Below are 24,884 nucleotides of genomic sequence, written 5' to 3' on the forward strand. Positions count from 1 at the left end.
GCTTGTCCTGACGTTTTTGTAGTTATTCTAAATAAGTAACGAGCAAAGCTTCCGCATCCTGCTCACGCCCCTGACCTACATCCATGTAGGCCACGCAGACCGGCGCGCGCCTCCTTGGCGCGCCGGCATATGATGGGCAAGGATGCCCAAATGCCGCGATAGCAGGGATAGCGATAGCGGCCTGTCCATCCGTGGACATAAGTGGCGCTTTTTCAGTCACAACCCGCAGGGCTGGGGATATGAAAGATCAACAAGCCCTAAAAAATGCTTTAGAACAAGTCCCAATCTCGACTGACTTTTCTGACTTCACCGGTTTCTGCATTGATATAAATATCCCATTCCTTGCCATCTTTACCCAGCACTTCCATTTCATAATCCCATCCACCAAAAAATGCACGGTTCTCCAAGTCAATATCATCAATGATGCCTGGCTTGGCTTCTAGCGCAATAGATTTTGCTTCCTCTATACTAATCAAACCGAGTTGTTCACTTTTTGTTTTTATCTCATGTAAATCATCTGCCAAAACGGGAAAACTCATTACAGAAACAACCGAGAATATCACTAAACTTTTCATCTTTGACCTCTTTTTTATTAAGAATTTCTAAAGATATAAAAGTAAAATTAATTAAAACTGAATTTTAACTTTATTTTATATTTGTTATAGATAAAAAAACGGCCCGTCAAAGACGGGCCGCTGCTTTTTACATCAAGATAGAATTAACTATCAATCACGTTCGACTTTGCGAAGTTCACCGGTTTTGGCATGAACATCAATATCCCATTCAGTGCCATCTTCCTGAACAACTTCAACTTCGTATTCCCAACCGCCACCGTTATCAATACTGTCTAATTCGATATCTGTAACCACGCCGGATTTTTCATTTAACGCAATATTTTTAGCTTCTTCACTGCTGATTAAGCCAAATTTTTCTGCTTTCATTTGCATAGTGGCTGGATCATCATCTGCAACAACAGCTGCCGTTGAAAACGTTAAGGCTGATGCAAGTATAGTTGCCAGAGTCATTTTGTTTAGTTTTTTCATTTTTGGTACTCCTTTCCGATTAAGGTGAGCCCACTTTACAAAACCAAACTTAAATCAAACTGAATAAAATTAATTTTTCATTTTCTGGTTTAAATTTCTTTTCTCTGCATGCTCTGAAGCAAACTCATATAAATCTATCAGGTCTGTTTCTGAGACATCAATGACAGCCTCCATTTGGGAAAGCGCCCAATGAAAATCTTCTTCATTTAATAACGTGGTTTTATCTTTCTGTTTTATGAATTGATCGTGGTGTTTATGATGGTTATCACGATGCGGATAGTGGCGTCCTGGCAACAGATTATTAATCAGTAAAGACAAAACAAGCAGGCTTCCTGCGTTGATAGTGACAACAGCATAAACAAAAAACCATGCAATACTGCTGTGCTCCGGCATGCCAATAACCGCAATCATGGCTGTCGCGGCTGCAGGCGGATGAAGGGCATGCAGAAAATGCATAAAAAACACCGCCAAGCCCACCGCCATGGCAGTTGCCAACACCGGCTCAGCTATCCAATAGTTACAACTCACTCCCATTACAGCAGCGATTAAATGACCCGCCATTAACGGCCAGGGTTGAGCCATTGGACTATGTGGCACTACAAATAATAAGAATGTAGAGGCGCCCATTGATGCAAGTACCAGCAATTCCATTTCCATCGTCATTTGTAATTGGCTGAGAAGTGTCATAAGCAGCCAGATTGCCGTAAATGCTCCTAAACTGGCATTTAGCTTTTCTTTAAGTTTTGGGTGAGTTTGTAATAAACGTTGCTGCCACTTTTGCAGCCTGTCGGATAGCTTCATTGCTTTGTCATGTCTTTGGTTAGATTGATAATTCCGCTTAATGGCTTCGTTACCATTAAGCGGATACCTACGGAATAAATACCTGGGTTTCAGTCTCTTAAGTATTGGGAAGGCCCGAAAAATTCGGCAGCTATTGATGAACTATCAACGCCACGCTCTTTTAATATGGCCATTGTGGTTCGCATCATTGCGGCAGGCCCGCACAGGTAATAATTCGCCTCAGACTCTGGTACCAGGAGATCCAGCAACGCTTTGTCTATATAGCCTTCACTATCATGCAAATACAGTGATTGAGAGCCGGAAGACTGGCTGAGACGAATATGCCATTGAAAATTTGGGTAGGTACGCGCTAGTACTGAGAGTTCTTCATAAAATGGCAGAAAGTCATTATTTTTAGCTAACTGTATCAGTGTAAATGAACGATCTGGTTCATGGACCAAACCCCAATGCAGCATGGCAAGTAAAGGCGTTATTCCCACTCCACCAGCAATAAACACCAAGGGCATATTGACTGCTTCGGGCATCCTTAATATAAAGTTTCCAATGGGGGGTGCCAGCAGCAGCTGGTCACCTACCTGCACGTTATCATGCAATCTGTTGGAGACTACCCCGCCAGGATGATCTGGCAACTCACCGGCATGTTTTTTGACGCTGATTCGATAGTGATCTTCTCTCGGAGCTGAAGACAAACTATAATTCCGCATCGCCTGGCTACCGTCGGCCAGTTGAATTTTCAGCGTAATAAATTGCCCCGGCAGATAAGCCTTTAACGACTTATTATCAGTTGGTCGCAGATAGAAAGAAGTAATGTTGCTGCTTTCTGAATGACGTCGAATCAGGGTGAAAGCCTTAAAGCCATTCCAGCCATGTTTGATCAGCTGTTGCTGATATAAATCATCTTCTCTGTCGATAAAAATACCGGCTAAAACACCATAAGCCTCTGTCCAGCTGTCAATCACCTCAGTCGTTGCCGCTTCGCCAAGAACTTCACGAAGCGTTAATAACAAATTATTTCCTACGATGGGGTAATGTTCAGGTTTTATCCCCAGAGAAACATGTTTATGAAAAATAACCTCAAGCGCTTGTCGCAATTGGCCGGGGTTATCAATGTGCCGGGCATAGGCACAGATGACTGAAGCCAAAGCGTGTTGCTGGGCACCTGATTGTTGATGAGCTGGATTGAAAAAAACGTTTACTTCCGGGTTATTACGGAACATATTTTTGTAAAAACAGTCTGCTAATTGTTCGCCATGCTGCTCCAGTAAAGGCACGGTTTGATGAATAATATCGAAAGTTTCAGGCTTCATTGCCGAACTCCTATTAGCTAAACAGGCATTTTACATACCTATTTAAAAACACATAGTATTGGTCCATCTTTTAGGAGTCAACGAATAATGCAACTGACAACGCATACCGATTATGCGCTTCGATTACTGGTCTATCTGGCAATACATCATGGTAAGCAAGCTGCAACCATTCAGGATGCGGCGACACGATTCGGCATTTCATCCAATCATCTTGCAAAAGTCGCTCAAACGCTGGTTCAGCATGGTTATATTGTGAGCCATCGAGGTCGTGGGGGTGGCTTGAAACTGGCTTTACCAATCAATGATATCGGTATAGGAAAACTGGTCCGGAAAACTGAAAACCTGCAATTACTTCCCTGTTTCGGAGATGAAATCGCCTGTCCTATTCAACCTGCCTGCATATTGAGAAATGCTCTGCATAAAGCCCAGGCCGCCTTCCTGAACGTACTGGACGATTACACACTAGCCGATGTGGTATTCAATAAGGACCGTCTGCAAGAATTACTGGAAATACCGGAATCTGCATGACTACCTGGCAAGAGTGGCGCAATGAACAACGCTATCGGTTAACCCAACAGCGTTTAGACACTGCAAATGATCTTCGCCTGATTCATCAGGTAGCTTTATTTGATAAATTACAGACCATACTGGATCCCTTGCCCAAGGGCACTATTGGTTTTTACTGGCCGGTACGCGGTGAAATAGATTGCCGGGATTTCATTTGCGGCCTTATCGAGCAAGGTTGGCAAGCCGCCTTGCCGAAGATTATTGGCCCTAAAGAAGCTTTACAATTTCGGCAATGGCGTCCGGAATCCATTATGCAGGCTGAAATTTGGGATATTCCGGTGCCTCAAAACACACCCATCGTAAAGCCTGATGTGCTGATCATTCCACTGGTGGGATTTGATAGTGATTTACATCGCTTGGGCAATGGGGGTGGTTTTTATGATCGTACTCTTGCCAGTCCTGTTAAACCGTTCAGTATTGGCATTGGTTTTCAGTGGATGTTACTCGACAACATCAATGCTCAACCGCATGATGTGCCGATGGATAGAATTGTTACCGAAGAAAAAATCTTTTCATAAGTTATTCTGCGTTAAGTTAATAAAGCCTGGCTATTACATTTTTGTATACTCAATGCTAGGGCTTGTTTATCTTTCATATCCACCACTGCTTGAGACTATTTTTTCGCCTAACAAGGCAGCAATAAATATAAACAAATCCTAAAACATGTGACGTTAATTTTTAATAACGTATATTCGTAGGTTCATTGCTTTTTCGTCACCCAGAGCTGGATGACTGGAGTCATCTATATATGAGTCAGAGCCTAAGCCGTTTTTTAAACAGTTCGATATTTGATGGACTGCTTTTTCTATTGCTGATTCTGGTGTTTTTGGCAGACCGTTTAACGGTCCCGGGTTTTGCGCACGGTATTCTATATACCCCTATCCTTATGCTGGCTAGTGCTGGCGGCAGTCTTCGTCGATTAAGCATAACGTTTTTGATCAGTTTGTTATTCGTCTGGTCTGGCATATTGATCATGCCGGAGGGCCAGCAGGCCATTTTACAAACTCAGTTTGTCGCAAATCGGACATTGGCGACATTCGCATTAATGGCGATTTTTCTGCTTAGCAGCTATATCATTCGCTCACATCAGCAACAGACTAAAAATCAACAACAGCTCAAACTTGCTGCAGACATCGCTAAACTGGGTTATTGGCAGCTGGATAAAACAGGACTCATCCAACTAAGCCCTGAAGCAGCCATGCTGTTAAATCAAAAATACCCCAGCCAGCTCTCACAAAAGCAATTTGTTTCCTTGTTTACGGATAATCAACAAGCAGCGTTGAATCAGGCAATAAATGCCACGCTGAACACTAAACATGCGATGGATGGTGAATTCACACTCACCCATCAGAACAATCCTAGACGGCTAAGAATAATGGCCTATCCAGACCAGCAATTCCCTTCGCATGTGCAGGGCGTCATTCAGGATGTGCATGATCGTAAACTGGTAGAAGCCAATCTGATCGAAGAACAGCGGCGTTCTCACTATATGGCTGAAACAACGCTCCAGTTTATGTGGACGGTGACTGCTGAAGGGATGCTTGACTCTGTTTCCCGTTTTGCCGTTGAATTTTTTGGCAAACCAGAACCCGATATACTTCACAACTGGTTTGAACTGGTGCACCCCGATGATCAAACTGCTGCGCGTGAACGCTGGTCTCATTCAATGAGAACAGGGGTCGCCTACTCTGATGAGTTCCGATTACGGCGGTTTGATAATGAATATATTTGGTTTCTGGCTCAAGCCAGTGCCATCCGCAACGAGCAGGGAAAAGTCGTAAAGTGGTACGGTTCGAGCATTAATATTCATCAAACCAAACTGTTGCAACAACAGAGTGAGGCCTTATCACAGCAGTTGCAGAATACTCTGGACAGTATCACCGATGCCTTTTTCACCTTAAGTACTGATTTACGGTTTAACTATGTGAATAATCAGGCGGTGGCTTTATTTAATATTCCCCATTCGCAACTGCTGGATAAAAAAGGTATCGAAAATACTGATATTGATCGCAGTGGCTCGCTGGTAAAAAAATTGTCATTGGCACTAATGCAGCAACAGGTGATGTCCTTTGAGCATCTGTACGAAGCAAAACAGTTATGGCTGGATATCAGGATATACCCCTCAACCAAAGGGCTTACCGTTTATCTGCGGGACATTACTCGACAACGCCGGGAAGCGGAAGAACTGAAGTTGTTACGAAGTGCGGTATCACAACTTAATGATGTAGTGATTATTACTGAAGCTTCACGTTTTGCCCAAGAAAAGGCAAATATCGTTTTTGTGAACAACGCGTTTGAACGTATAACCGGTTACAGCCGTCAGGAAGTGATCGGTAAAAGCCTGAAAATTTTGCATGGCCCGAAAACCGAAAAAAATGAACTTCAAAAAATTAAAGCGGCTTACAGCACCTGGCAGCCATTTCGTGCTCAATTAACCCAGTATCATAAAAGTGGTCGTGAAATTGTGCTGGAGCTGAATAGTGTTCCCATTGGCCTGACCGCAGGCTGGTATACCCATTGGGTATCCGTTGAGCGCGATATAACTGAAGAAAGGCATTTACAGAAACAGTTACAACTGGCGCAGCGGATGGAGGCCATTGGGCAGTTAACCGGTGGTATTGCCCATGATTTTAATAACTTATTGACCGTTATTACCGGGAATACCGAAATATTAATCGATGAGCTGGCCGATAAACCCGCTTTACAGCCTCTGGCAAAACTTATCAGCAGTGCAGCGGATCGAGGCGCACGTTTGACCAGTAATCTACTGGCTTTTGCCAGACGCCAGCCACTCTCGCCCGAAGCCGTTAATATCAATATGTTAATACGTAATATTGAGGCTTTATTACGAAGCTCATTAGGGCAAAAATACGAGTTGGATCTCAATCTTAATAGCGATATCTGGCCCGTCATGATTGATCCCGTTCAACTGGAGAGTAGTTTATTAAATCTGACCATTAATGCTCGAGACGCCATGCCTGAGGGTGGCAAACTAATGATCAGCACAGAGCGATTTAATCTTCCCACGGATCAACAAACCTCAGCGAACGAACTTAAGGCAGGCGAATACGTCAAAATTGATGTAATGGATAATGGGGAAGGAATTTCCCAGGATTTGCTGGATAAGGTATTTGAACCTTTTTTCACCACTAAGCCAGCAGGAAAAGGCAGTGGTTTGGGATTAAGCATGGTATTTGGCTTTATCAAACAGTCCGGCGGTCACATCCAGGTACAGTCTGAGCCCGGGCGGGGAACACGATTCCAGTTATTTCTTCCTCATAATGAGATGGTGTCGCCAGCACCTGTCCTGCAGGAGATTGATTCTCCGACAACAGTACAACACTCCAAACAAACCATTCTGGTTGTAGAAGACAATGATCTGGTCAGACATTATGCTATTTCACAGCTGCGGGATGCGGGTTATCAGGTGCTTGCAGCAGCTGATGGGCATCAGGCTTTAAACTGGCTTGCGTCGGCACAGCAAATTGATTTACTGTTCACCGATGTACTGATGCCCGGCGGTATTAGCGGACATGAGCTGGCAAAACAGGCAAAACAACTTCGACAAACACTTCCCGTGCTCTATACCTCGGGCTATACGGAGAAAGCACTGACCGACGAAGAAAAACAGAATGGCAGTATTCCTATTTTGAATAAGCCATATCATCGTGCAGCTCTTTTGAACAGAGTCGCACAAATGCTGACCTACAAGACCTGAGAGATTAATAGATGTCGGATCATAAACTGTTGATACTGGATGACGACCAACTGACCGGAGAGACCATCCGCAATGTTGCCGAATACGCTGGTATGTCAGTGAAAGTGACCACCAATGCAATTAATTTTTTCAATTTACTTAATGAGTGGCAGCCTACTCATATTGCATTAGACCTGATTATGCCCGATATGGATGGGGTAGAAGTTCTGGGGGCATTGGGGGAGCAACTGGTCACTGCCAAAATCATTATTACCAGCGGGGTTGGCCATCAGGTTTTACAGGCCGCCGCCCGCTCAGCGGCAGCACATGGATTGAACATTGTCGGAATTTTACCGAAACCCTTTAATCCAAAAGCTTTCCGTGAAATGATTGACTTGCCATCACTTAATGCGATTGATTTGCTTGATGGCCAACAGCTGCAATCATCTTCCAGTGTCCCAGCCATTACAGCCACAGATGTTGCTCAGGCAATTACCAACCGGGAAATTACGTTGGCGTATCAACCCAAAGTAGACTGCACCAGCGGTGAATTAGTGGGTTTTGAGGCGCTAGCAAGGTGGAGTCATAAGGAATACGGATTTATTGCTCCGGATGTCTTTATTGCCATTGCCGAGCAAAATAATCTGATTGATGATTTAACCATTCTGGTTTTCGAACAGGCTTTACCGTGGTTTAGACAGTTTTGCCAGCAACAACGAATAAATCCGGGCACCCCTCAGTCCCATCAACTTCTTTGCTCCATCAATATTTCTGCTTTATCACTCCGCAATCTGACGCTGTTTAATCAGATTGAAGCATTGTGTGACTCTCATGACGTAAAACTTCACACCATCATGCTTGAACTCACCGAGACCGGCGCAATGGATGATCCCGTTGCATCTCTGGATATTCTGACCCGGTTAAGGATGAAGGGATTTCAACTGTCCATTGATGACTTTGGAACGGGTTTTTCGTCGATGTTGCAACTGGTACGGATGCCGTTCTCCGAAGTAAAAGTCGATAAATCGTTTGTAATGACGGCACAACAGTCACGAGAATCAAGACTGGTCATTCAGGCGATCATCGAATTGGCCCACAGCCTGGATATGAAAGTAATTGCTGAAGGCATTGAAGACTATGCCACGCTACAGTTTCTGCAAAAGCAAGGTTGCGATAAAGCCCAGGGATTTTTTATTGGCAGGCCGGTCCCCGCCGATCAGATTGGCCAATGGCTACAACAGCGCAAACTGGCACTGGAACAACAGCGACTGAAAGCGCTTGAATCCTTGAAAATTATGGACACGCCTGCTGAACAGCGATTTGATCGAATTACCCGTTTAGCAAAACGCATGTTCGATGTACCGATCGCGCTGATTACCTTACTAGATGATGAAAGACAGTGGTTTAAATCAAAAGTTGGATTAGATGCGTCTGAAACCCCTCGAGAACAGGCTTTTTGCAATTATACGATCGAGCAGGAAAAAAGTTTTATCGTGAACGATGCAACCCTTGATATTCGTTTCAATGATAATCCTTTGGTGGTGAATAAGCCTCATATAAGATTTTATGCCGGTTTTCCATTCCGAGCCCCCGGTGGTGAAAAATTGGGTGCGTTATGCCTGATTGATCATAAACCACGTTATATCAGTGAACGGGATTCCCGATTATTAGGTGAACTGGCGTTAATGGTAGAAGAAGAAATCGCCACCAATCAGCTGCTGTGTGAAGATCATTTAACGGGCTTGCTCAATAGAAGAGGCTTCGAATTCAGGGCCAATCATATTCTGCAAATGTGCCGTAATCAGGACTGTGAAGCGTCGCTGATCTATTTTGATCTGGACAACTTCAAACAAATCAATGATGGCCATGGTCATCAGGCTGGCGATAATGCCTTACTGCAATTCTCAACGTTATTAAATAGCACTTTTCGTGATTCGGATTTAATCGGTCGTATTGGAGGAGATGAATTTGTTGTGTTGATGGTCAATCAGAACGATACCGATCAAACCGCCATTCTGCAGCGGCTATCCAACACGGTAGACTCCTACAATCAGTCCATCCATAGTGATATTCGCTTACATTACAGCTTTGGTATCACGACCACAAAATCATTAAGCGATTACGATTTACAACAGCTTTACACGCTGGCTGACGAAGCAATGTATAGAAACAAGCGTAGTGGACAACAATTGAATATGGCGATTGATATCAATAGTCAGACCCAAGATTAATCGCTTTTACCGATTAATAAAACCGAAATAAGTTGTTTTATTAATCATTATTGTTCCGCTACACTGCTCATAACTGAATAAATGTTCAGGAAACCACTACCCCAAAAAAGGAGATTAACAACATGACTCAACGAGTACCTAATGTCGTTTTTAAAACCCGTGTAAGAGATGAAAGTATTGGTGGCGATAACCCTTTCCGCTGGCAGGATGTTACGACCGATGAAATTTTCAAAGGTAAAAGTGTCATCGTCTTCGCATTGCCTGGTGCGTTTACCCCGACCTGTTCAAGTACCCACTTGCCAGGTTATGAAGAACACTATGATGAGCTGAAAGCAAAAGGCATTGATGAAGTTTATTGTCTGTCCGTAAATGATGCTTTCACCATGTTCCAATGGGGCAAACGTCAGGACGTGAAAAAAGTCAAATTGCTGCCGGATGGTAATGGTGAATTTACCCGTGGCATGAACATGCTGGTGAAAAAAGAAAACCTGGGCTTTGGTGAGCGTTCATGGCGTTACTCAATGCATGTGGTGGATGGTGAAGTGAAAAAACTTTTTGCTGAGCCAGGCAAGATGGATAATTGCCCTGATGACCCGTTTGAAGTCAGCGGCGTGGATACCATGCTGGATTATTTGAATAAACAATAATGCTGTATTAGCCACATTACACCGGACCTGTGACCATTCAGGTCCGGTATTTTTTTGTAAAGTTAAATGGCAGACAGGAGTTTTTTAGATGCAATACGATTACGATTTATTTGTTATTGGTGCCGGTTCAGGTGGCGTTCGAGCCAGCCGCATGGCGGCATCATATGGTGCAAAAGTCGCAGTATGCGAAGATCGTTATCTGGGCGGAACTTGTGTAAATGTCGGTTGTGTACCTAAAAAACTTTATGTTTATGCTTCTGAATATTCAGCCCATTTCAACGATGCCAAAGGCTTTGGCTGGCAAGTCAGTAAACCGGCTTTTGACTGGGCGACGTTACGTGATAACAAAACAGATGAAATCAGTCGTTTGAATGGTGTCTATGAAGGCATTCTGGATCGTGCCGGCGTTGAGATAATCGATGGCAGAGGCAAAATAATTGATGCCCATACGGTGGAAGTAAATGGTAAGAAATTCACCACAGAACGAATTTTAATTGCTACGGGCGGCTGGCCATTTATCCCGGATATACCCGGTAAAACCCATGCAGTGGATTCCAATGGAATTTTTGATTTGGCAGAATTCCCTAAACGCCTGGCGGTTGTGGGCGGGGGGTATATCGCCGTGGAGTTTGCCGGTATTTTTCATGGCTTGGGTGCTCAAGTCACACAAATTGTCCGTGGTGGCGGATTACTGAATGGTTTTGATAAAGAGACGGCTGAATTTGCTGCAGAGCAGATTCAACAAAATGGTGTGCATATTCACTTTAATACCGAAGTGACATCAATTAAGAAACAAAAAGATGACAGTTTATATTTAACCATGTCGGATGGTCATCATTTAACGGTTGATACCGTGTTATTTGCCACCGGCAGGAAACCACATCTCGATGGATTGGGACTGGAAAATGTTGACATCAAGCTTGGTAAAAGTGGACATATCGAGGTTAATAAAACCTTTCAGACGTCTGAACCCAGTATTTACGCCCTGGGCGATGTAACAGGTGGTATGGAACTAACACCTGTAGCATTAGCCGAGGGTATGGCATTGGCTGGCTATCTGTTTGATAAGCAACCTTGTAAAGTGGATTACAGCAATATTGCCACCACAGTGTTTTGTCAGCCGAATATCGGTACTGTCGGTATGACTGAAGAACAGGCACGTAAGGAATATTCAAATGTATTGAAATATCGCTCAAACTTTCGCGCGATGAAACACACCTTGGGTGGCTCGCAGGAACGCACTTTAATGAAGTTACTGGTCGACGGTGATACTGATAGAGTGTTAGGAGCACACATGGTGGGAGACTCAGCAGGGGAAATTATGCAGGGCATAGCCATTGCGATTAAATGCGGGGCAACCAAAACAGATTTTGATGCAACGATTGGCATTCATCCAACTGCAGCGGAAGAGTTTGTCACTATGCGCACCCCGGTAAGTGATTAATCAGGAAAATCCTGAGTCCATTCGGGTGTATCACTGAGGTTTTAGTTGTTTGAACACGTTAATCTATACCTAAGTCAGCAAACGCTGATATCAAATTTGAGGAGAATGATTATGTGGACTAAACCAGAATATTCAGACATGCGTTTCGGTTTCGAAGTAACAATGTATATCTGCAACCGTTAATACGCAGTTATAAAGAAATAAGAAACCTCAGTCTTCGGACTGGGGTTTTTTTTCGCCTGTCAGAAACCTCTTCTTAACCACTCTGGTCTGATTGCCAAATTCATTACCGCCTCGGACTCACATGAGCAAAATTGCAATTATTGGCAGCGGATTGGCTGGCCTCACACTGGCTCATCAACTTAAACCCTACGCGGACATTCATTTGTTCGAAAAAGCGCAACGTGCTGGCGGCAGATTGGCATCACGTACCGCGGGCTTATTTCAGTTTGATCATGGTGCCCAATTTTTTACGGTTAAAACACCACGTTTTGCTGAATTTATTCAGCCATTAATCAAAAAGCAGGTGATAGAACGCTGGGATGCACATTTCGCAGAATTTGCCGGCGCTGAAAAAGTAGTAGAACGCCAGTGGAATGCAGACTATCCACATTTTGTCGGCAGTCCTGATATGCAGGCGTTTGCTCAGGCGCTCGCTGCCCCCTTGGATATTCAGTTTAATCAGCAAATCACCCATCTTATGCAACAGAATGGGAAATGGTGCTTATTGCACCAAGGGACGCAAATCGCGGATGATTTTGATTGGGTGATCAGCTGTCTGCCAGCGAGCCAGACCGCCGATCTTTTACCCAAGGAGTTTGCCAGCCATCATTCTATTGAGCATACAAAAATGCTAGCCTGTTACGCGTTAATGCTGGGTTTTAATGATGCCCCCGCTCTCGACTGGCAAGCCGCGTTAGTACGAGATGCAAAAATAAGCTGGATGTCGGTTAATAGCTCCAAACCTTCTCGCTCCGGTGAGTTTTCAATGGTGATACAAGCCAATAATATTTGGGCAGAAGAAAACCTGGCCGTCGAGGATGAGCGAATCAAACAACAAATGCTTGATGAAGTGCAGCGCGTCAGTGGACTGGATACTGGTAAAGTCAGTCATATCGATTTAAAGCGCTGGGGCTTCGCTAATATTCCTGCTCAAACTGGTCAACAATTTTATCTGGATAACACTTTAAAACTGGCGGCTTGCGGTGACTGGTGCATTCAGGGTCGAGTCGAGTCGGCTTTCAGCAGTGCAGAGGCACTGGGACAACAACTCATCCTGCAGTTAAGCTAATCCTGATACTTTTCAATAAATGTTGTGATTGGAGCGAGTAAAGCACCTTGTCCACGCAAAGGTTTTGCCAGCTTGGCAACCATAGCCACATGGCTGTAACCATCAAACTCCACCAACTTTACTGAATTACCATGCTGCTTGAGTTTATCTGCCAGTCGATAACTGTTACGTGGTAGTACAGTACGATCATCAGTGCCAACCAGTAATAACATCGGAGGGTGATCGTTGGTGACAAAATTCACTGGCTGACTTTGCCACTGGCTGCTTTCATCGCCAAAAATTTGTTTTAACGTGTCACTTTTCAGTGGCAGGAAATCATAGGGCCCAGCTAAACCAATCATTCCCTGCAACTGCTGTGGCTGCATATCAACCTGCTGCAAATAAAGCGGATTCACCGACAACATGGCAGCAATATGTGCTCCGGCAGAGTGTCCGGCAATAAACAGCTTTTCCGGATCACCGCCAAACTCTGCAATATGCTGTTTGGTCCAGCCCACTGATTGAGCAGCATCTTCGATAAATTGAGGAAATACGACTTCAGGGTAGACTCGGTAATCGGGAATCACCACGATGACACCCTGTGAAGTCAGGGCTTCTGCGACAAATTTATAATCCGCTTTATCGCCTGTTTCCCAGCCGCCACCATAAAAGAAAATAACCGTTGCTGGTTTCGAGGTTACTGTTGAATTCACAGGCTGATAGATATCCAGTTTCAGGCGCGGATGGTCACCATAAATCAGATCTGCTCGATGTTGATATCCTGATTCCGGCACCATGGCGTTTAATACGGTTACCGGTGAACAAGCACTTAATGAAAGCGCCGAGAGACTGCCTAATAAACTTTGAATAAACTGGCGAAGCACGCAAACATTCCTTAAGTTAATAGCTTAACCAGACTGACTTAGCGAGACGGAGGTTCCTCAGAACAGACTAACGAGCATAAGAATGAAGCTTGTTGCAGACTTTCTCTGCATCTTTCAAGTTACGCTTCGCTTTTTTTACCCGCTTATCTTCAATCATCGCAATCATACCGACAACACCAATCATACTGGCAATCGCGCCGGCAATCCCACCCGATAACCAGGCAATCAGCATCGCCAGTCCAATTAAGCCAAACACTTGGATTACAGTAAATTGCGATGCCAGTTTTTCTTTTTGGCAGGTCGTTAATTTTTGATCCCAAAGCTGAATCAGTTCGGTCAGCTCATCGTCAGTCAACACATTGAAATTAACATAGTATTCCAGACCGATAATCTCGTCGTTATCATTTCGTGAACTCAGATCAATAGTTTCTGCCATCATTTTCAGCGCTATATAGGTATCTTCATCCTTTTCCATACATACTCCATCAGCATTGTTGATTCACTATCGATTTAGCTGCAGTGGGGTCTTAGGGGTGTTCTCCCAACAGTTTATTTTCACAAGCTTTTCACCCGAACAAGAACAGACTTATCATGGGAATAACTCCCAAAAAGTGGGTGAGGTTATGAATAGAACGTTATGTAAAACATTGGGATATATTCTGTCAGCGCTGACATTCACCGGCGTCTCTACCAGTCATGCTGTTCAGCCTACCATGGCTTATGTAGAAAATCTGAAGATTGATCTTATTTTTGATGATGCCGGCAGTTTTAAAAATGACCGAGCGGCAGTAATGATTGCCAATCAGGGCATAGCACAATTTGCCATGATCAATCCTGATGGCGACATTCTGTTCACCGCCGATGAAATCAATGATTTGGACAGCGGCGTCACCGCCTATCGTAAAGATAATCTATGGGGCATTGTAGATCGAAATGGAAAAATAATACTGCAGCCCACCTACCCAAAAATTCAATCTTTTAAAGAGGGATATGCTGCTTTTATCAAGGATGGAATGTGGGGCTTTTTAAATACTTCTGGTCAGCAAGTAGTTCCGGCCAAATATGACAAGGTGGGCGTTTTCTCAGAAGGTCTGGCGGGTTTCAAAGTCAATGATCAATGGGGCTACCTGAATACTGAGGGAGAAGAAGTCATTAAGGCGCAGTTTGATGAAATTCAGATCTTCAGCGAACAACGAGCCGCCGTTAGAGTGGATGAAGAATGGGGATATATTGATGCCGAGGGGAAACGGTTAATCAAGCCAGCATTTGCCCAGAGCCGGGTATTTCGCGAGGGTTATGCTGCTGTATTTGTTGAGGGTAAGTGGGGCTACATCGATAAAAAAGGGGATTGGCTGATACGTCCTCAATTTGATCAAGCCAAAGCATTTGGTGAGGGTTTTGCGGTAATCAAACAAAATGGGCTATACGGTTTTATTGATTCCAGTGGAGAAATAGTAGTCAAGCCGTATTTTGATGATGCCTGGAATTTCCGCGAAGGGTTAGCCCGTGTGGAGAAAAACGCCAAGGTTGGCTATATCAATACCGAAGGCCAGATTGAAATTGAACCGGAATATGTCTGGGCATATTCATTTTCGGATGGTCTGGCGGTGATAACCTATAATTATCGGCAGTATGGTTATATTAACCGGCAGGGTGAAGTGGTTATCGAACCACAATTTGAACATGCTCAACCGTTTAATGAAGGTTTGGCGGCAATAAAAATTCGTGATAAATGGGGTTATATTTCGAGGAATTAAGCAGTATCTTCGGCCTCATCGGTTTCTTCATCCAGCCAGCGATACAACGTACGACGACCGATTCCCAGTAACGCAGCGGCGCGACGTTTATTACCGTCCACCTCTTTTAAAACCATATTTACATAACGTTTTTGTAACTGATCCAGGGTTGGCAATACGACACCGGCCAATAACTCATCATTTTGCCTATCCATTTCAGGGCTTGCCATCGCCAGTTTTGACGGTTGATTTTCCAGTAAACGAGAGGGTAAATGCTGCGGTTGCACCCAGTCTTCGTTGCAAAAGGCAAACGCTCTTTCTACGACATTCTGTAGCTCCCTGACATTGCCCGGAAAGGCATAGTCACGAATAATGTCCAATGCTTTATCGCTGAACCCCTGAATTTTACGTCCCTGAGCAACCACCAGTTGTTGTAAAAACTGCTGTGCCAGAATTTCCCTATCCTCTTCACGGTCCCGTAAAGGGGGCACTGACAAAGCAAAGGTTTCCAGTCGATAGAATAAATCTTCCCGAAAACTGCCTTCAATAACTTTTTGTTTCAAATCCCGATGGGTGGCCGCAATAATACGGACATCCACTTTTTCTTCGGTATCATGGCCCACCGGACGAATCGATCCATCCTGTAAGGCGCGTAATAATTTTGCCTGCAATGCCATTGGCATTTCACCAATTTCATCCAGTAACAAACTGCCACCATTTGCTTCCTGTAATAACCCTTTGCGGGCTTTTCTGGCACCGGTAAACGAGCCTGCAACATGACCGAAAAACTCACTCTCCAGTAACTCTTGGGGTATACCGGCACAATTCACCGCTAAAAATGGTCCGTCAGCACGATCACTTTCTGCATGTAATGCTTTGGCGACCAGTTCTTTGCCGGTTCCACTCTCGCCATTGATCAATACCGGCCCCTGAGCCCGGCCAATGACTTTAATCTGTTCAAACAGATTACGCATGGCTTCACTGCGACCAAACATCTGATGAAAAGCGGGCTGCCGGTTGAGCTTGCGAAATTGAAACAGCTCATCATGTAATTTACGGGTAGCAACCACCCGCTCTACCGCCAGCAGAAAATGTTCCAAATCCAGAGGTTTGGTGAGAAAGTCATCGGCGCCGGCCTGTAAAGCCTGCACTGCCTGTCGCACACTGCCAAATGCCGTGATAACTATCAATCCTGGTCGTTGTTCTTCCGGCCAATGGGTGACAACCTGCTCTACCACCTGCATTCCATTGCCATCTGGCAAGCGCAAATCAGTAACAATCAAAGCAGGTTGATTAATGTTGAGCCAGTCCAGAGCCGATTGGAGCTGATGATGAATCTCCAGATTCCAGCCTTCAGTTTCCAGCTCATCTGAAATCAGCCGGGCTAATGCCTGATCATCTTCTATCAACAGGATGGGCAAATTTTTATTCTGTTTTGTGGTCATGCGCTTGTTCCGGAATCTGTAGTTAAAACCAACGGTAAAATTAGACTGAATCTGGCCCCACCCAGTGGACTATGACTCAAAATAATCTCCCCCTGATGTTCTCGCAGGATCCGTTTCACAATAGCCAGCCCCAGACCACTTCCTTCGCCCGGCGCTTTGGTGGTGACAAAGGGATCAAAAATCTGGGCTTTCTGCTCCTCGTTAATACCAGGGCCGGCATCGTCTATATGGATTTTTAACTGTTTTTCATCCTGTTCCCAACAGAGTTCAACCGGGCCCTCAGGACATGCCTGACAGGCATTGCGTAATAAATTGATCAATCCCTGCTCCAGGCTTAATGAATCGCCTTTAATTGTTGCCATGGGTCCCTTAACAAGAGTGACTTGATAACCTTGATTGGCCAGCAATGCCTCGGCCCTCTCGATCAATGACGTCACATCAAGTTCACGAAATTCAGCACGCGATGAACGACCAAAACTGAGTAATTGCTGAATAATCGAGGTCATTCTGGCCGCCTGCTGACGGATTTCATTTAACTCTTTTAAGTCGTTTTCGTTTTCCAGACGCCTTAATAATCGGCCGGCTCTTCCATCAACCACTGTTAGCGGGGCACCTAATTCATGAGCGACACCTGCCGATAATTGTCCAAGCGCTGCCATGGTTTCGGTTTGCCGGAGTCTTTCTGCCATCTGCTCCCGGGCGGAACGTTGCTGAGCTTCGCTTTTCTCTGCAGCTTCAATCGCATTGAGCATGCCATTGAGTCCTTTTGCCAATTGGCTTATTTCTATCGGTCCCTGCTCTGCTGCCCGATGTTCTCTATCCCCCTGGCTCACCCGCCGCATGCTCTCAACTAATTTCTGCAATGGGGTTTCAATGGCACGCTGGTGGGAATAGGTAATGACCCCAAGAATAATTAATGACACCAGACCAAAACTACCCCAGGCCCAATATTTTAATTCAGTCAGCTCACGGTCAATATCACTGCGCCGACGAGTCACTTGTAATAGGCCATTTGGCTGGCCAGTCGCATCAAAAATAGGCATAAAAAAGGAATACACATTCCGGCCACGAATCCGTTCATATTGTGCAAATTCACCTTCGGCGATCTGTTCAAGTGCATCCGTTGCCTGTTCTTTCGTTGGATTAACGACACCAAAACTGCTTAACCGCTTGCCATTGGCATCGAATAAGTAGGCTCCATATACCTCGGTAATACCAAAAACCGAAGCCATGCTGTTTTGTAACTGATCCAGATCCTGCCGTTCCAGCGCCTGAGAAACTGGCAAATGAATAGTTCGGGCCACTTGCTGTAAATCCCGCTGCATTCTTTCCTCGATAAACTGGCCCACCATAGATAGACCAATCGCGAGGATCATCGCCAGCACCAGTAACACTGGCAATGCAACCTGCATGATCAACACTAATCGCAGATTGCTGAAAATGGATGGAAAACGCATTCAATGGCCTCTTAACAAACTTGAATTTATGGCACATGGGCCAAATTGACACATACCAAAGTACCCGTCAAGCTTCATATAAGGGTTAACAGATCTGACACGAAACATTTTATAGATTAAATACAACGACTTATAAAAACCCGGCTTTCTGGCATGATTGTCGCAACAACCTGAATGTGTTCCACAATCAATAAAGGAAAACACCATGAAAAAAACAGCTATTTTTGCTTCAATTTTAATGGCTCTGGGTCTAAGCGCTCCTGCTTTTGCAGAACAACCACAACAGGCAGCTCCTCAAGCTCCAATGCCTGAAACAGCTCCAGCAACTGATTTCAGTGATTCTGAGTTGCAAAAATTTGTTGATGTTCAGGGTGATCTTGAAGAAATTCGTAATGAATATTCAGGCCGTCTGGAAAGTACTGAAGATCCTGACCAAGCTGCAAAATTACAACAGGAAGCCAGCCAGAAAATGGTCCAAACCGTTCAAAACGAAGGCCTGGATGTCGAAACATATAGCAATATCGCCTTGGCTATTCAAAGTGATGCTCAATTGCGTGACAAAGTGCAGTCTATGCTTAACTAATAACGTTTCAGCTTCGTATATCGTGGAAAAGCCGGGGTTCTCCCGGCTTTTTCATTTCTGGACTACTTATCTTTTGAACTAAATCGATAGGCTAAAAAATACAAGGCGGGTAACACCAGCAACGTCAATAACGTTGAAGAAATAATTCCTCCCACCACGACCGTAGCCAATGGACGCTGGACCTCAGCACCGGTTCCCGTATTTAATGCCATCGGCAGAAACCCTAAACCAGCTACCAGTGCGGTCATCAATACAGGGCGTAACCGTTGCATTGCGCCCTCGAAAACAGCTTCCAGCAGCACCATACCCTGCTCACGCAGCTGTCGGATAAATGTCAACATCACCACGCCGTTTAAGACGGCTATACCTGATAAAGCAATAAATCCCACTGCCGCAGAAATGGATAACGGCATATCCCTTAACATCAGTGCAATCAGACCACCGGTTAATGCCATTGGTACACCGGTAAAAATCAGCAAAGCATCTTTTAATGAATTAAATACACTGAACAATATCATCAGGATCAGCAACAGTGTTATGGGCACCACAATCATCAATCGCTTGCTGGCCGATTCCAATTGTTCAAAGGTTCCGCCATATTCCAGCCAATACCCTGCAGGTAGATTGAGCTGTTGTGCATTCTGCTGCACATCCGCGATAAAGGATCCCAAATCCCTATCCACCACATTGGCACTGATAATGACATGACGTTTACCGCTTTCACGGTTTATCTGATTGGGGCCACTGATGGCTTTAATATCGGCAATTTCACCCAACGGCACATAAGATAAATCTGGATCATCACTGTCAGGTAATGCGATGGGAAGTTTGGCTAACCGGTCGGGATTCTTACGTATCTCATCATCTAACCTAACCACGATTCGAAAACGTTTATCTCCCTCATAAATCAAGCCGGCAGAAGTACCACCAATCGCCGTTTGAATGCTTTGCTGCAGACTGGCGATATCCAAACCCAACAAAGCTAAATGATCACGTTGTGGTTCAATGGATAACATCGGTAAACCCGTCAATTGTTCCATTCTTACATCTGAAGCACCAGTGACACCAGACAACATTTGCTCAGCCTGACCGCCCAGTTGATAAAGCGTCTCCAAGTCATCGCCATAAATTCTTAATGCCACGTCTGCACGCACCCCGGCAATCAGTTCATTGAAACGCATTTCAATCGGCTGGGTGAATTCATAGAGATTTCCCGGCACTGCTTCAACCGTTTCTCGTAATTCTGCCAGGAATTCCGCCTTACTCAATTGGGGTTCAGGCCATTTTTCGATGGGTTGCAAAATAACAAAGGTATCCGCAACACTTGGTGGCATCGGGTCGGTGGCAATATCCGGCGTACCAATTTTCGAGTACACATGTTTAACCTGTGGAAACTCGGCTATTACCGATTCCAGCTGATTTTGCATCGCCACAGATTGTTCAAGTCCGGTGCCAGTGACCCGCAATGCGTGCAAAGCGATATCACCTTCATCCAGTTGTGGCAGAAACTCGCTACCTAAACGCGAACCATAATAAACCGTGATACTGACCATCAACGTGGCCAGTAAGACAATTATAAAAGGCAGACGTAAAGACAGGCTTAACAGCGGACGATAAATCCACCGCGCTACCCGCATAATTGGATTTTCCTGTTCGGCTACCCTGCCGGTGATCAATACCGCCACCGCGGCTGGCACAAAAGTCACCGCAAATATCAAAGCCCCGGTTAGTGCTGCCACCACGGTAAACGCCATGGGATGAAACATTTTTCCTTCAACACCGCTGAGGGCAAAAATGGGGAGATACACCAGCATGATAATAAACATGCCAAATACCGCCGGATTAAACACTTCCCGGGTACTCTCAATCACCTCCGCCAAGCGTTCCTGCAAACTTAATAACCGGCCCAGACGTTGCTGTGCCAAGCCCAGACGTCGCAAGGCATTTTCCACCACAATCACCGCACCATCGACTATCAGTCCAAAATCAATCGCTCCCAGACTCATCAAATTGCCCGACACTTTGTTACTGACCATTCCGGTAATGGCAAATAACATACTTAACGGAATGACCAGCGCCGTTATTAACGCTGCCCGAATATTTCCCAGCAATAAAAACAACACCACAATGACCAGTAGAGCACCCTCGAACAGATTTTTTTGTACCGTTTTGAGTGTTTTATCGACTAATGTGGTCCGGTCATATACAGCTTCAGCCACAATGCCTTCAGGCAAGCTTTGATTTACCTGTTCCAGGCGGTCAGCAACGGCTCTGGCGACCACTCGACTGTTTTCGCCAATCAACATAAAAGCCGTACCTAACACCGTTTCCTTTCCATCCTGGGTCGCCGCGCCGGTACGTAACTGTTTTCCGTAAAATACTTCGGCCACATCCATTATCCGGATCGGCGTGTCATCACGTTTGGTGATAACGACATTTCGAATATCTTCCAGAGAGGTTAACTGACCTGGGGAACGTACCAGCCACTGTTCGCCATTCCGTTCAATATAACCGGCACCAGCATTCTGATTATTACGTATTAATGCTTCGCTCAGTTCAGCCAGGCTGACTTTGTAGGCCAGCAGTTTGGCTGGATCAGGGGCTACCTGATATTCACGTTCATACCCACCGATACTATTGATCTCAGTAACGCCCAGCACTTTTACCATCTGGGGACGGATAATCCAGTCCTGTATGGTGCGTAAATCTTCTGCGGTATATTCAGTGCCATCGGCTTTCAACGCATCCGGTTTCGCGCGGACACTATAGGTAAACACCTCACCCAAACCAGTGGCGATCGGTCCCATCTGTGGTTCTATGCCAACAGGTAACTCACTGCGAATTCCCTGCAGACGTTCATTTATCAACTGCCTGGCAAGATAAATATCCGTATCTTCTTCAAATACCACCGTGACCTGAGATAACCCATAGCGTGATAAAGAACGGGTGTAATCGAGATTGGGTAAGCCGGCCATAGCATTTTCAACGCTATAGGTAATTCGCTGTTCAACCTCCAACGGTGAATAACCTTCTGCTTCGGTATTAATCTGCACCTGAACATTGGTAATATCCGGTACAGCATCAATATTAAGCTGGAAAACATTGTAAGCGCCCACTCCGGCAATAAGTATTGTTAAGAATAGCACCAGCCATCGGCGGTACACTGAAAACTGTACAATTGAATGAATCATGCTTAATTCCTAGTGATCATGGCTGGCGCCGGATTTAAGCATCTCGGCCTTGAGCAGAAAACTGTTTGTCGTCACATACTGGCTGCCTGGTTTTAACCCCGAAAGCACTTCGATATAGTCCGCTCCCCGTTTGCCAAACGTGAGCATTCTGACTTCAAAAGTATTGCCATTTTGGACAAACACCACCGGCATATCCCGATAACTTTGAATGGCGCTGTGTTTTACTGCCAGCTCCGCAGGGTATTGTTCAACTGTCACTTCAGCGTTGACATGCATACCGGGTCGCCAATGCCCTTCTGCATTGGTAATTTCAGCACGAGCCCGGGCAATGTGACCTCCGGTCATTTTGGGAGAGATGTAGCTAATTTTTCCCTCAGCTGATTCATGTTGATGTAAATCCTTTACCTTGACCGGCATACCGACCCGTAATTGTTCGATATCAGCTGGGAACATCGACAGCTCAACCCAGACTCGGGATAAATCACTGACTTCCAGCAAACTGCCCATATCAGTGTGATCACCGGCATTGGCCATACGCCTGGTGACCTCACCGTTGGCCGGACTGCGGATAGAGTAGTTTTGCAAAGTGGTTTGATTACGCACGGTCACTAACACCTGACCTTTTTTGACTTTATCGCCGGTATTAACCATCACCGATTCAATAATGCCGGGGTACGGCGCATGCACCCGATACTGGCGGTCCTCCGCTACACTGACTACACCATAGAGGGAATTGGTTATTGATAGGGTTTGTGGTCCAGCTGACTCAGTTTCTATTCCTGCCAGCGTTATCATGCGATCCGATATCGTGCTGCGACCTTCAAAACTTTCATAGTGCCAATGATGGGACTTACCCTGATATTCGGCTTCCACAACCACTTCAAATGAATGTGGTTCGTCTATAACCGTATCCCCTAACAGATAATCAGCTTCGGTCGTAAAGTCGATAAGATTCTGTTCATCGTCCAGCCGAGTTAAGGTTACCGTTAAATTGATCTGCTGAGGATCGACTGGCTTTCCATTTTCATAGGCATAAACCCGCATTTCCGGCGGTACGCCCTGTTCATAAATGGTTATTTCTACCGCAAAGTTTTCATTTTCCAATAACCTTCCGCCATGCGGTCCTTCCAAGGTTTCTTCGTGATCATGCGGTTCACTATGAGCATGATCGGTCGCCGCTAGAACCACTGAACTCGACAGTGCCAGCAGGCTAAAAAATAAGATGATTAATTTCATTGGACTATTCCTGATAACTGGCGGTAAAGATTGATCGGCTTAAAGGCATCCCGGTTAACCGTTCCAGTTCAAGTAACTGGGTATGCACAGCGGTTTGTGCTTCAATCAGATCACGTTCAACAGTGAATGCTTCGCGTTGCGCATCAATCCATTGCAAGACGTTGTATTGGCCTGATTGATAACCGGTTTCGGTTTGTTTCAGCAGCTCCTGAGTCAAAGGCGTCAGTGTTTTTTGTAGCCGATCAATTTGTTGATGGTTATTCAGCATGGCCTGATAGATTTCCAATAAAGCCATCCGTGATTCAGTTTGGGTCAGCTGTTGCTGCAAAATTCCGGCTTCATAGTCCGCGTGGGCGGCGGCGATATTGCCCTGATTACGGTCGTAAAACTGCAACGGCATCGAAAAACTGAACACCAAAGCATTATCGTTTTGCCCTTCAAGACGTCGAACACCGGCGCCAAAGCTTAAATCAGCTCTGGATTTGGCTTCACTCAGACGTAATTGGGCTTCACGCAAGCGGATTAAGCTATGGCTCTGTAAGAAGGCCGGGGAATGCAGAATGGCCTGTTCCAAGGTATTCTGTTCTGGCAAAGTTGGCAGTTGCTTCAATTGCCCTTCCAGTTCGGCAAAATCGACTTCTTCTCCCCAACTGGCTGCAACTTGCTGATAAGCAAGTTTGCGTTGTCCATTTAGCTGTTGCTGTCTGGATTCAGAACGTTCAAGCAACAGTTGCATACGTAAAACATCTGCCTGACCAACCGCTCCGGCGGCAGCCCGTTTTTGTATAACCTCCAGGGCCTGCTGCTCAATCTGAATACGCTTCTGGTTCCAGCTTAATAAAGCATCTATTCTTAATGCCTGCAGATATTTAGCGGTCACATCAGAAAGCGTGTCCAGACGCTGGATCTCAAATTGCTGTTGCAATTGATTGGATTTGGCATCGACCAGATCGACGCGTTTTTGCCGTTTATCGCCCATTTCAACAAGCTGGCTTAACGATAAAGTGAATTCCGCACCGGAAAGACCCCGGCTATTGCCGGTACCCAGCACATTTTCCAAATCTGCCTGTAATTGCGGATTGGGTGGCAACCCAGCCTGTAGCTTCTGCGCTTCGAGTGCACGTTGCTGATAGGGAAACTGTTGTAGTCTCGGGCTTTGTAATAACGTGCGCTCTAGCGCTGTGGCCAGATTCAGACTTGTTTGTTTATCTGCGTGCACGGCTGACGCCGCCAACAATAAAGAGGTCAGCAACAGCGGCATCAATACCCTGTCAGCGAGCGAATTTATTTGATAATTCATGATGAACTCCATAACACCACCAGCTGAAAAGCCAGCAGCTAAACA

The 24,884-nt window shown here is 45.2% G+C and carries 21 protein-coding genes; 10 read left to right on the plus strand and 11 right to left on the minus strand.

Annotation, left to right across the window (positions count from 1 at the left end; genetic code table 11):
- Positions 1-269 precede the first annotated feature (269 nt).
- The 4 genes from B4F66_RS14175 to hmpA all read right to left on the minus strand — a co-directional run bounded on the left by B4F66_RS14175 (position 270) and on the right by hmpA (position 3,151).
- Positions 270-575, minus strand: a complete 306-nt coding sequence (locus B4F66_RS14175) for a PepSY domain-containing protein (RefSeq protein WP_292354341.1) — start codon at positions 573-575, stop codon at positions 270-272.
- A gap of 150 nt (positions 576-725) precedes the next feature.
- Positions 726-1,043, minus strand: a complete 318-nt coding sequence (locus B4F66_RS14180) for a PepSY domain-containing protein (RefSeq protein ID WP_292354339.1) — start codon at positions 1,041-1,043, stop codon at positions 726-728.
- Positions 1,044-1,112: 69 nt separating this feature from the next.
- Positions 1,113-1,844 (minus strand): HPP family protein, encoded by a 732-nt coding sequence (locus tag B4F66_RS14185; RefSeq protein WP_292354337.1) that lies wholly within the window; start codon positions 1,842-1,844, stop codon positions 1,113-1,115.
- An 89-nt stretch (positions 1,845-1,933) separates the two neighbouring features.
- Positions 1,934-3,151 carry an NO-inducible flavohemoprotein gene (gene hmpA / locus B4F66_RS14190; protein WP_292354336.1) on the minus strand — a complete coding sequence of 406 codons (1,218 nt, stop codon included), beginning with the start codon at positions 3,149-3,151 and terminating at the stop codon, positions 1,934-1,936.
- Positions 3,152-3,238: 87 nt separating this feature from the next.
- On the opposite strand from hmpA, the gene B4F66_RS14195 reads away from it, so the two are divergent.
- The 8 genes from B4F66_RS14195 (at position 3,239) to B4F66_RS14230 (ending at position 13,028) form a co-directional block, all read left to right on the plus strand.
- Positions 3,239-3,679 (plus strand): RrF2 family transcriptional regulator, encoded by a 441-nt coding sequence (locus B4F66_RS14195; RefSeq protein ID WP_292354334.1) that lies wholly within the window; start codon positions 3,239-3,241, stop codon positions 3,677-3,679.
- Positions 3,676-4,236: a 5-formyltetrahydrofolate cyclo-ligase gene (locus B4F66_RS14200; protein ID WP_292354333.1), complete on the plus strand. Its 561-nt coding sequence runs from the start codon at positions 3,676-3,678 to the stop codon at positions 4,234-4,236. The genes B4F66_RS14195 and B4F66_RS14200 overlap by 4 nt, the downstream gene beginning before the upstream one ends.
- Positions 4,237-4,466: 230 nt before the next feature.
- Positions 4,467-7,436 carry a hybrid sensor histidine kinase/response regulator gene (locus B4F66_RS14205; RefSeq protein WP_292354331.1) on the plus strand — a complete coding sequence of 990 codons (2,970 nt, stop codon included), beginning with the start codon at positions 4,467-4,469 and terminating at the stop codon, positions 7,434-7,436.
- Between the two features lie 11 nt (positions 7,437-7,447).
- On the plus strand, positions 7,448-9,646 hold the full coding sequence (locus B4F66_RS14210; protein ID WP_292354329.1) for an EAL domain-containing protein: 2,199 nt from the start codon (positions 7,448-7,450) through the stop codon (positions 9,644-9,646).
- A gap of 122 nt (positions 9,647-9,768) precedes the next feature.
- Complete coding sequence (locus tag B4F66_RS14215) at positions 9,769-10,293, plus strand: peroxiredoxin (RefSeq protein WP_292354327.1); 525 nt, start codon at positions 9,769-9,771, stop codon at positions 10,291-10,293.
- Positions 10,294-10,381: 88 nt separating this feature from the next.
- Positions 10,382-11,737 carry a glutathione-disulfide reductase gene (gene gorA / locus B4F66_RS14220; RefSeq protein WP_292354325.1) on the plus strand — a complete coding sequence of 452 codons (1,356 nt, stop codon included), beginning with the start codon at positions 10,382-10,384 and terminating at the stop codon, positions 11,735-11,737.
- A gap of 111 nt (positions 11,738-11,848) precedes the next feature.
- Positions 11,849-11,920: a pyrroloquinoline quinone precursor peptide PqqA gene (gene pqqA / locus B4F66_RS14225; protein WP_081443609.1), complete on the plus strand. Its 72-nt coding sequence runs from the start codon at positions 11,849-11,851 to the stop codon at positions 11,918-11,920.
- A 121-nt stretch (positions 11,921-12,041) separates the two neighbouring features.
- A complete protein-coding gene (locus tag B4F66_RS14230) occupies positions 12,042-13,028 on the plus strand; it encodes an NAD(P)/FAD-dependent oxidoreductase (protein ID WP_292354323.1) in 987 nt (328 codons plus the stop codon).
- Here the strand turns inward: B4F66_RS14230 and B4F66_RS14235 are convergent.
- Both B4F66_RS14235 and B4F66_RS14240 read right to left on the minus strand, forming a co-directional pair.
- Positions 13,025-13,891, minus strand: a complete 867-nt coding sequence (locus tag B4F66_RS14235; RefSeq protein ID WP_292354321.1) for an alpha/beta hydrolase — start codon at positions 13,889-13,891, stop codon at positions 13,025-13,027. The two genes, B4F66_RS14230 and B4F66_RS14235, sit on opposite strands and share 4 nt — an antisense overlap.
- A gap of 67 nt (positions 13,892-13,958) precedes the next feature.
- Positions 13,959-14,366 carry a hypothetical protein gene (locus B4F66_RS14240; protein WP_292354319.1) on the minus strand — a complete coding sequence of 136 codons (408 nt, stop codon included), beginning with the start codon at positions 14,364-14,366 and terminating at the stop codon, positions 13,959-13,961.
- 148 nt (positions 14,367-14,514) lie between these two features.
- Here B4F66_RS14240 and B4F66_RS14245 point away from each other — a divergent pair, with 148 nt between their 5' ends.
- The gene (locus tag B4F66_RS14245) at positions 14,515-15,648 is read left to right on the plus strand and encodes a WG repeat-containing protein (RefSeq protein ID WP_292354317.1); all 1,134 of its coding nucleotides are present in this window, start codon (positions 14,515-14,517) and stop codon (positions 15,646-15,648) included.
- On the opposite strand, the gene B4F66_RS14250 is transcribed toward B4F66_RS14245, so the two are convergent.
- Both B4F66_RS14250 and B4F66_RS14255 read right to left on the minus strand, forming a co-directional pair.
- The gene (locus B4F66_RS14250) at positions 15,645-17,072 is read right to left on the minus strand and encodes a sigma-54-dependent transcriptional regulator (protein ID WP_292354314.1); all 1,428 of its coding nucleotides are present in this window, start codon (positions 17,070-17,072) and stop codon (positions 15,645-15,647) included. The genes B4F66_RS14245 and B4F66_RS14250 overlap by 4 nt on opposite strands.
- Positions 17,069-18,529: a sensor histidine kinase gene (locus tag B4F66_RS14255; protein WP_292354312.1), complete on the minus strand. Its 1,461-nt coding sequence runs from the start codon at positions 18,527-18,529 to the stop codon at positions 17,069-17,071. Before B4F66_RS14255 ends, B4F66_RS14250 begins: the two co-directional genes overlap by 4 nt.
- Before the next feature lie 205 nt (positions 18,530-18,734).
- Between B4F66_RS14255 and B4F66_RS14260 the strand changes: the two genes are divergently transcribed.
- Positions 18,735-19,112, plus strand: a complete 378-nt coding sequence (locus tag B4F66_RS14260) for a DUF4168 domain-containing protein (RefSeq protein WP_292354310.1) — start codon at positions 18,735-18,737, stop codon at positions 19,110-19,112.
- 62 nt (positions 19,113-19,174) lie between these two features.
- On the opposite strand, the gene B4F66_RS14265 is transcribed toward B4F66_RS14260, so the two are convergent.
- Genes B4F66_RS14265 through B4F66_RS14275 form a run of 3 tightly spaced genes read right to left on the minus strand, consistent with a single transcriptional unit; the run spans position 19,175 to position 24,839 of the window.
- Positions 19,175-22,303, minus strand: coding sequence for an efflux RND transporter permease subunit (locus B4F66_RS14265; protein ID WP_292354308.1), 3,129 nt, complete (start codon positions 22,301-22,303; stop codon positions 19,175-19,177).
- A gap of 9 nt (positions 22,304-22,312) precedes the next feature.
- Entirely contained in the window at positions 22,313-23,539 is a 1,227-nt protein-coding gene (locus tag B4F66_RS14270) for an efflux RND transporter periplasmic adaptor subunit (RefSeq protein WP_292354305.1), read from the minus strand.
- 4 nt (positions 23,540-23,543) lie between these two features.
- Positions 23,544-24,839 (minus strand): TolC family protein, encoded by a 1,296-nt coding sequence (locus tag B4F66_RS14275; RefSeq protein WP_292354303.1) that lies wholly within the window; start codon positions 24,837-24,839, stop codon positions 23,544-23,546.
- Positions 24,840-24,884 lie beyond the last annotated feature (45 nt).

This window comes from Methylophaga sp. UBA3603 (assembly GCF_002375335.1).
Lineage (GTDB): Bacteria > Pseudomonadota > Gammaproteobacteria > Nitrosococcales > Methylophagaceae > Methylophaga.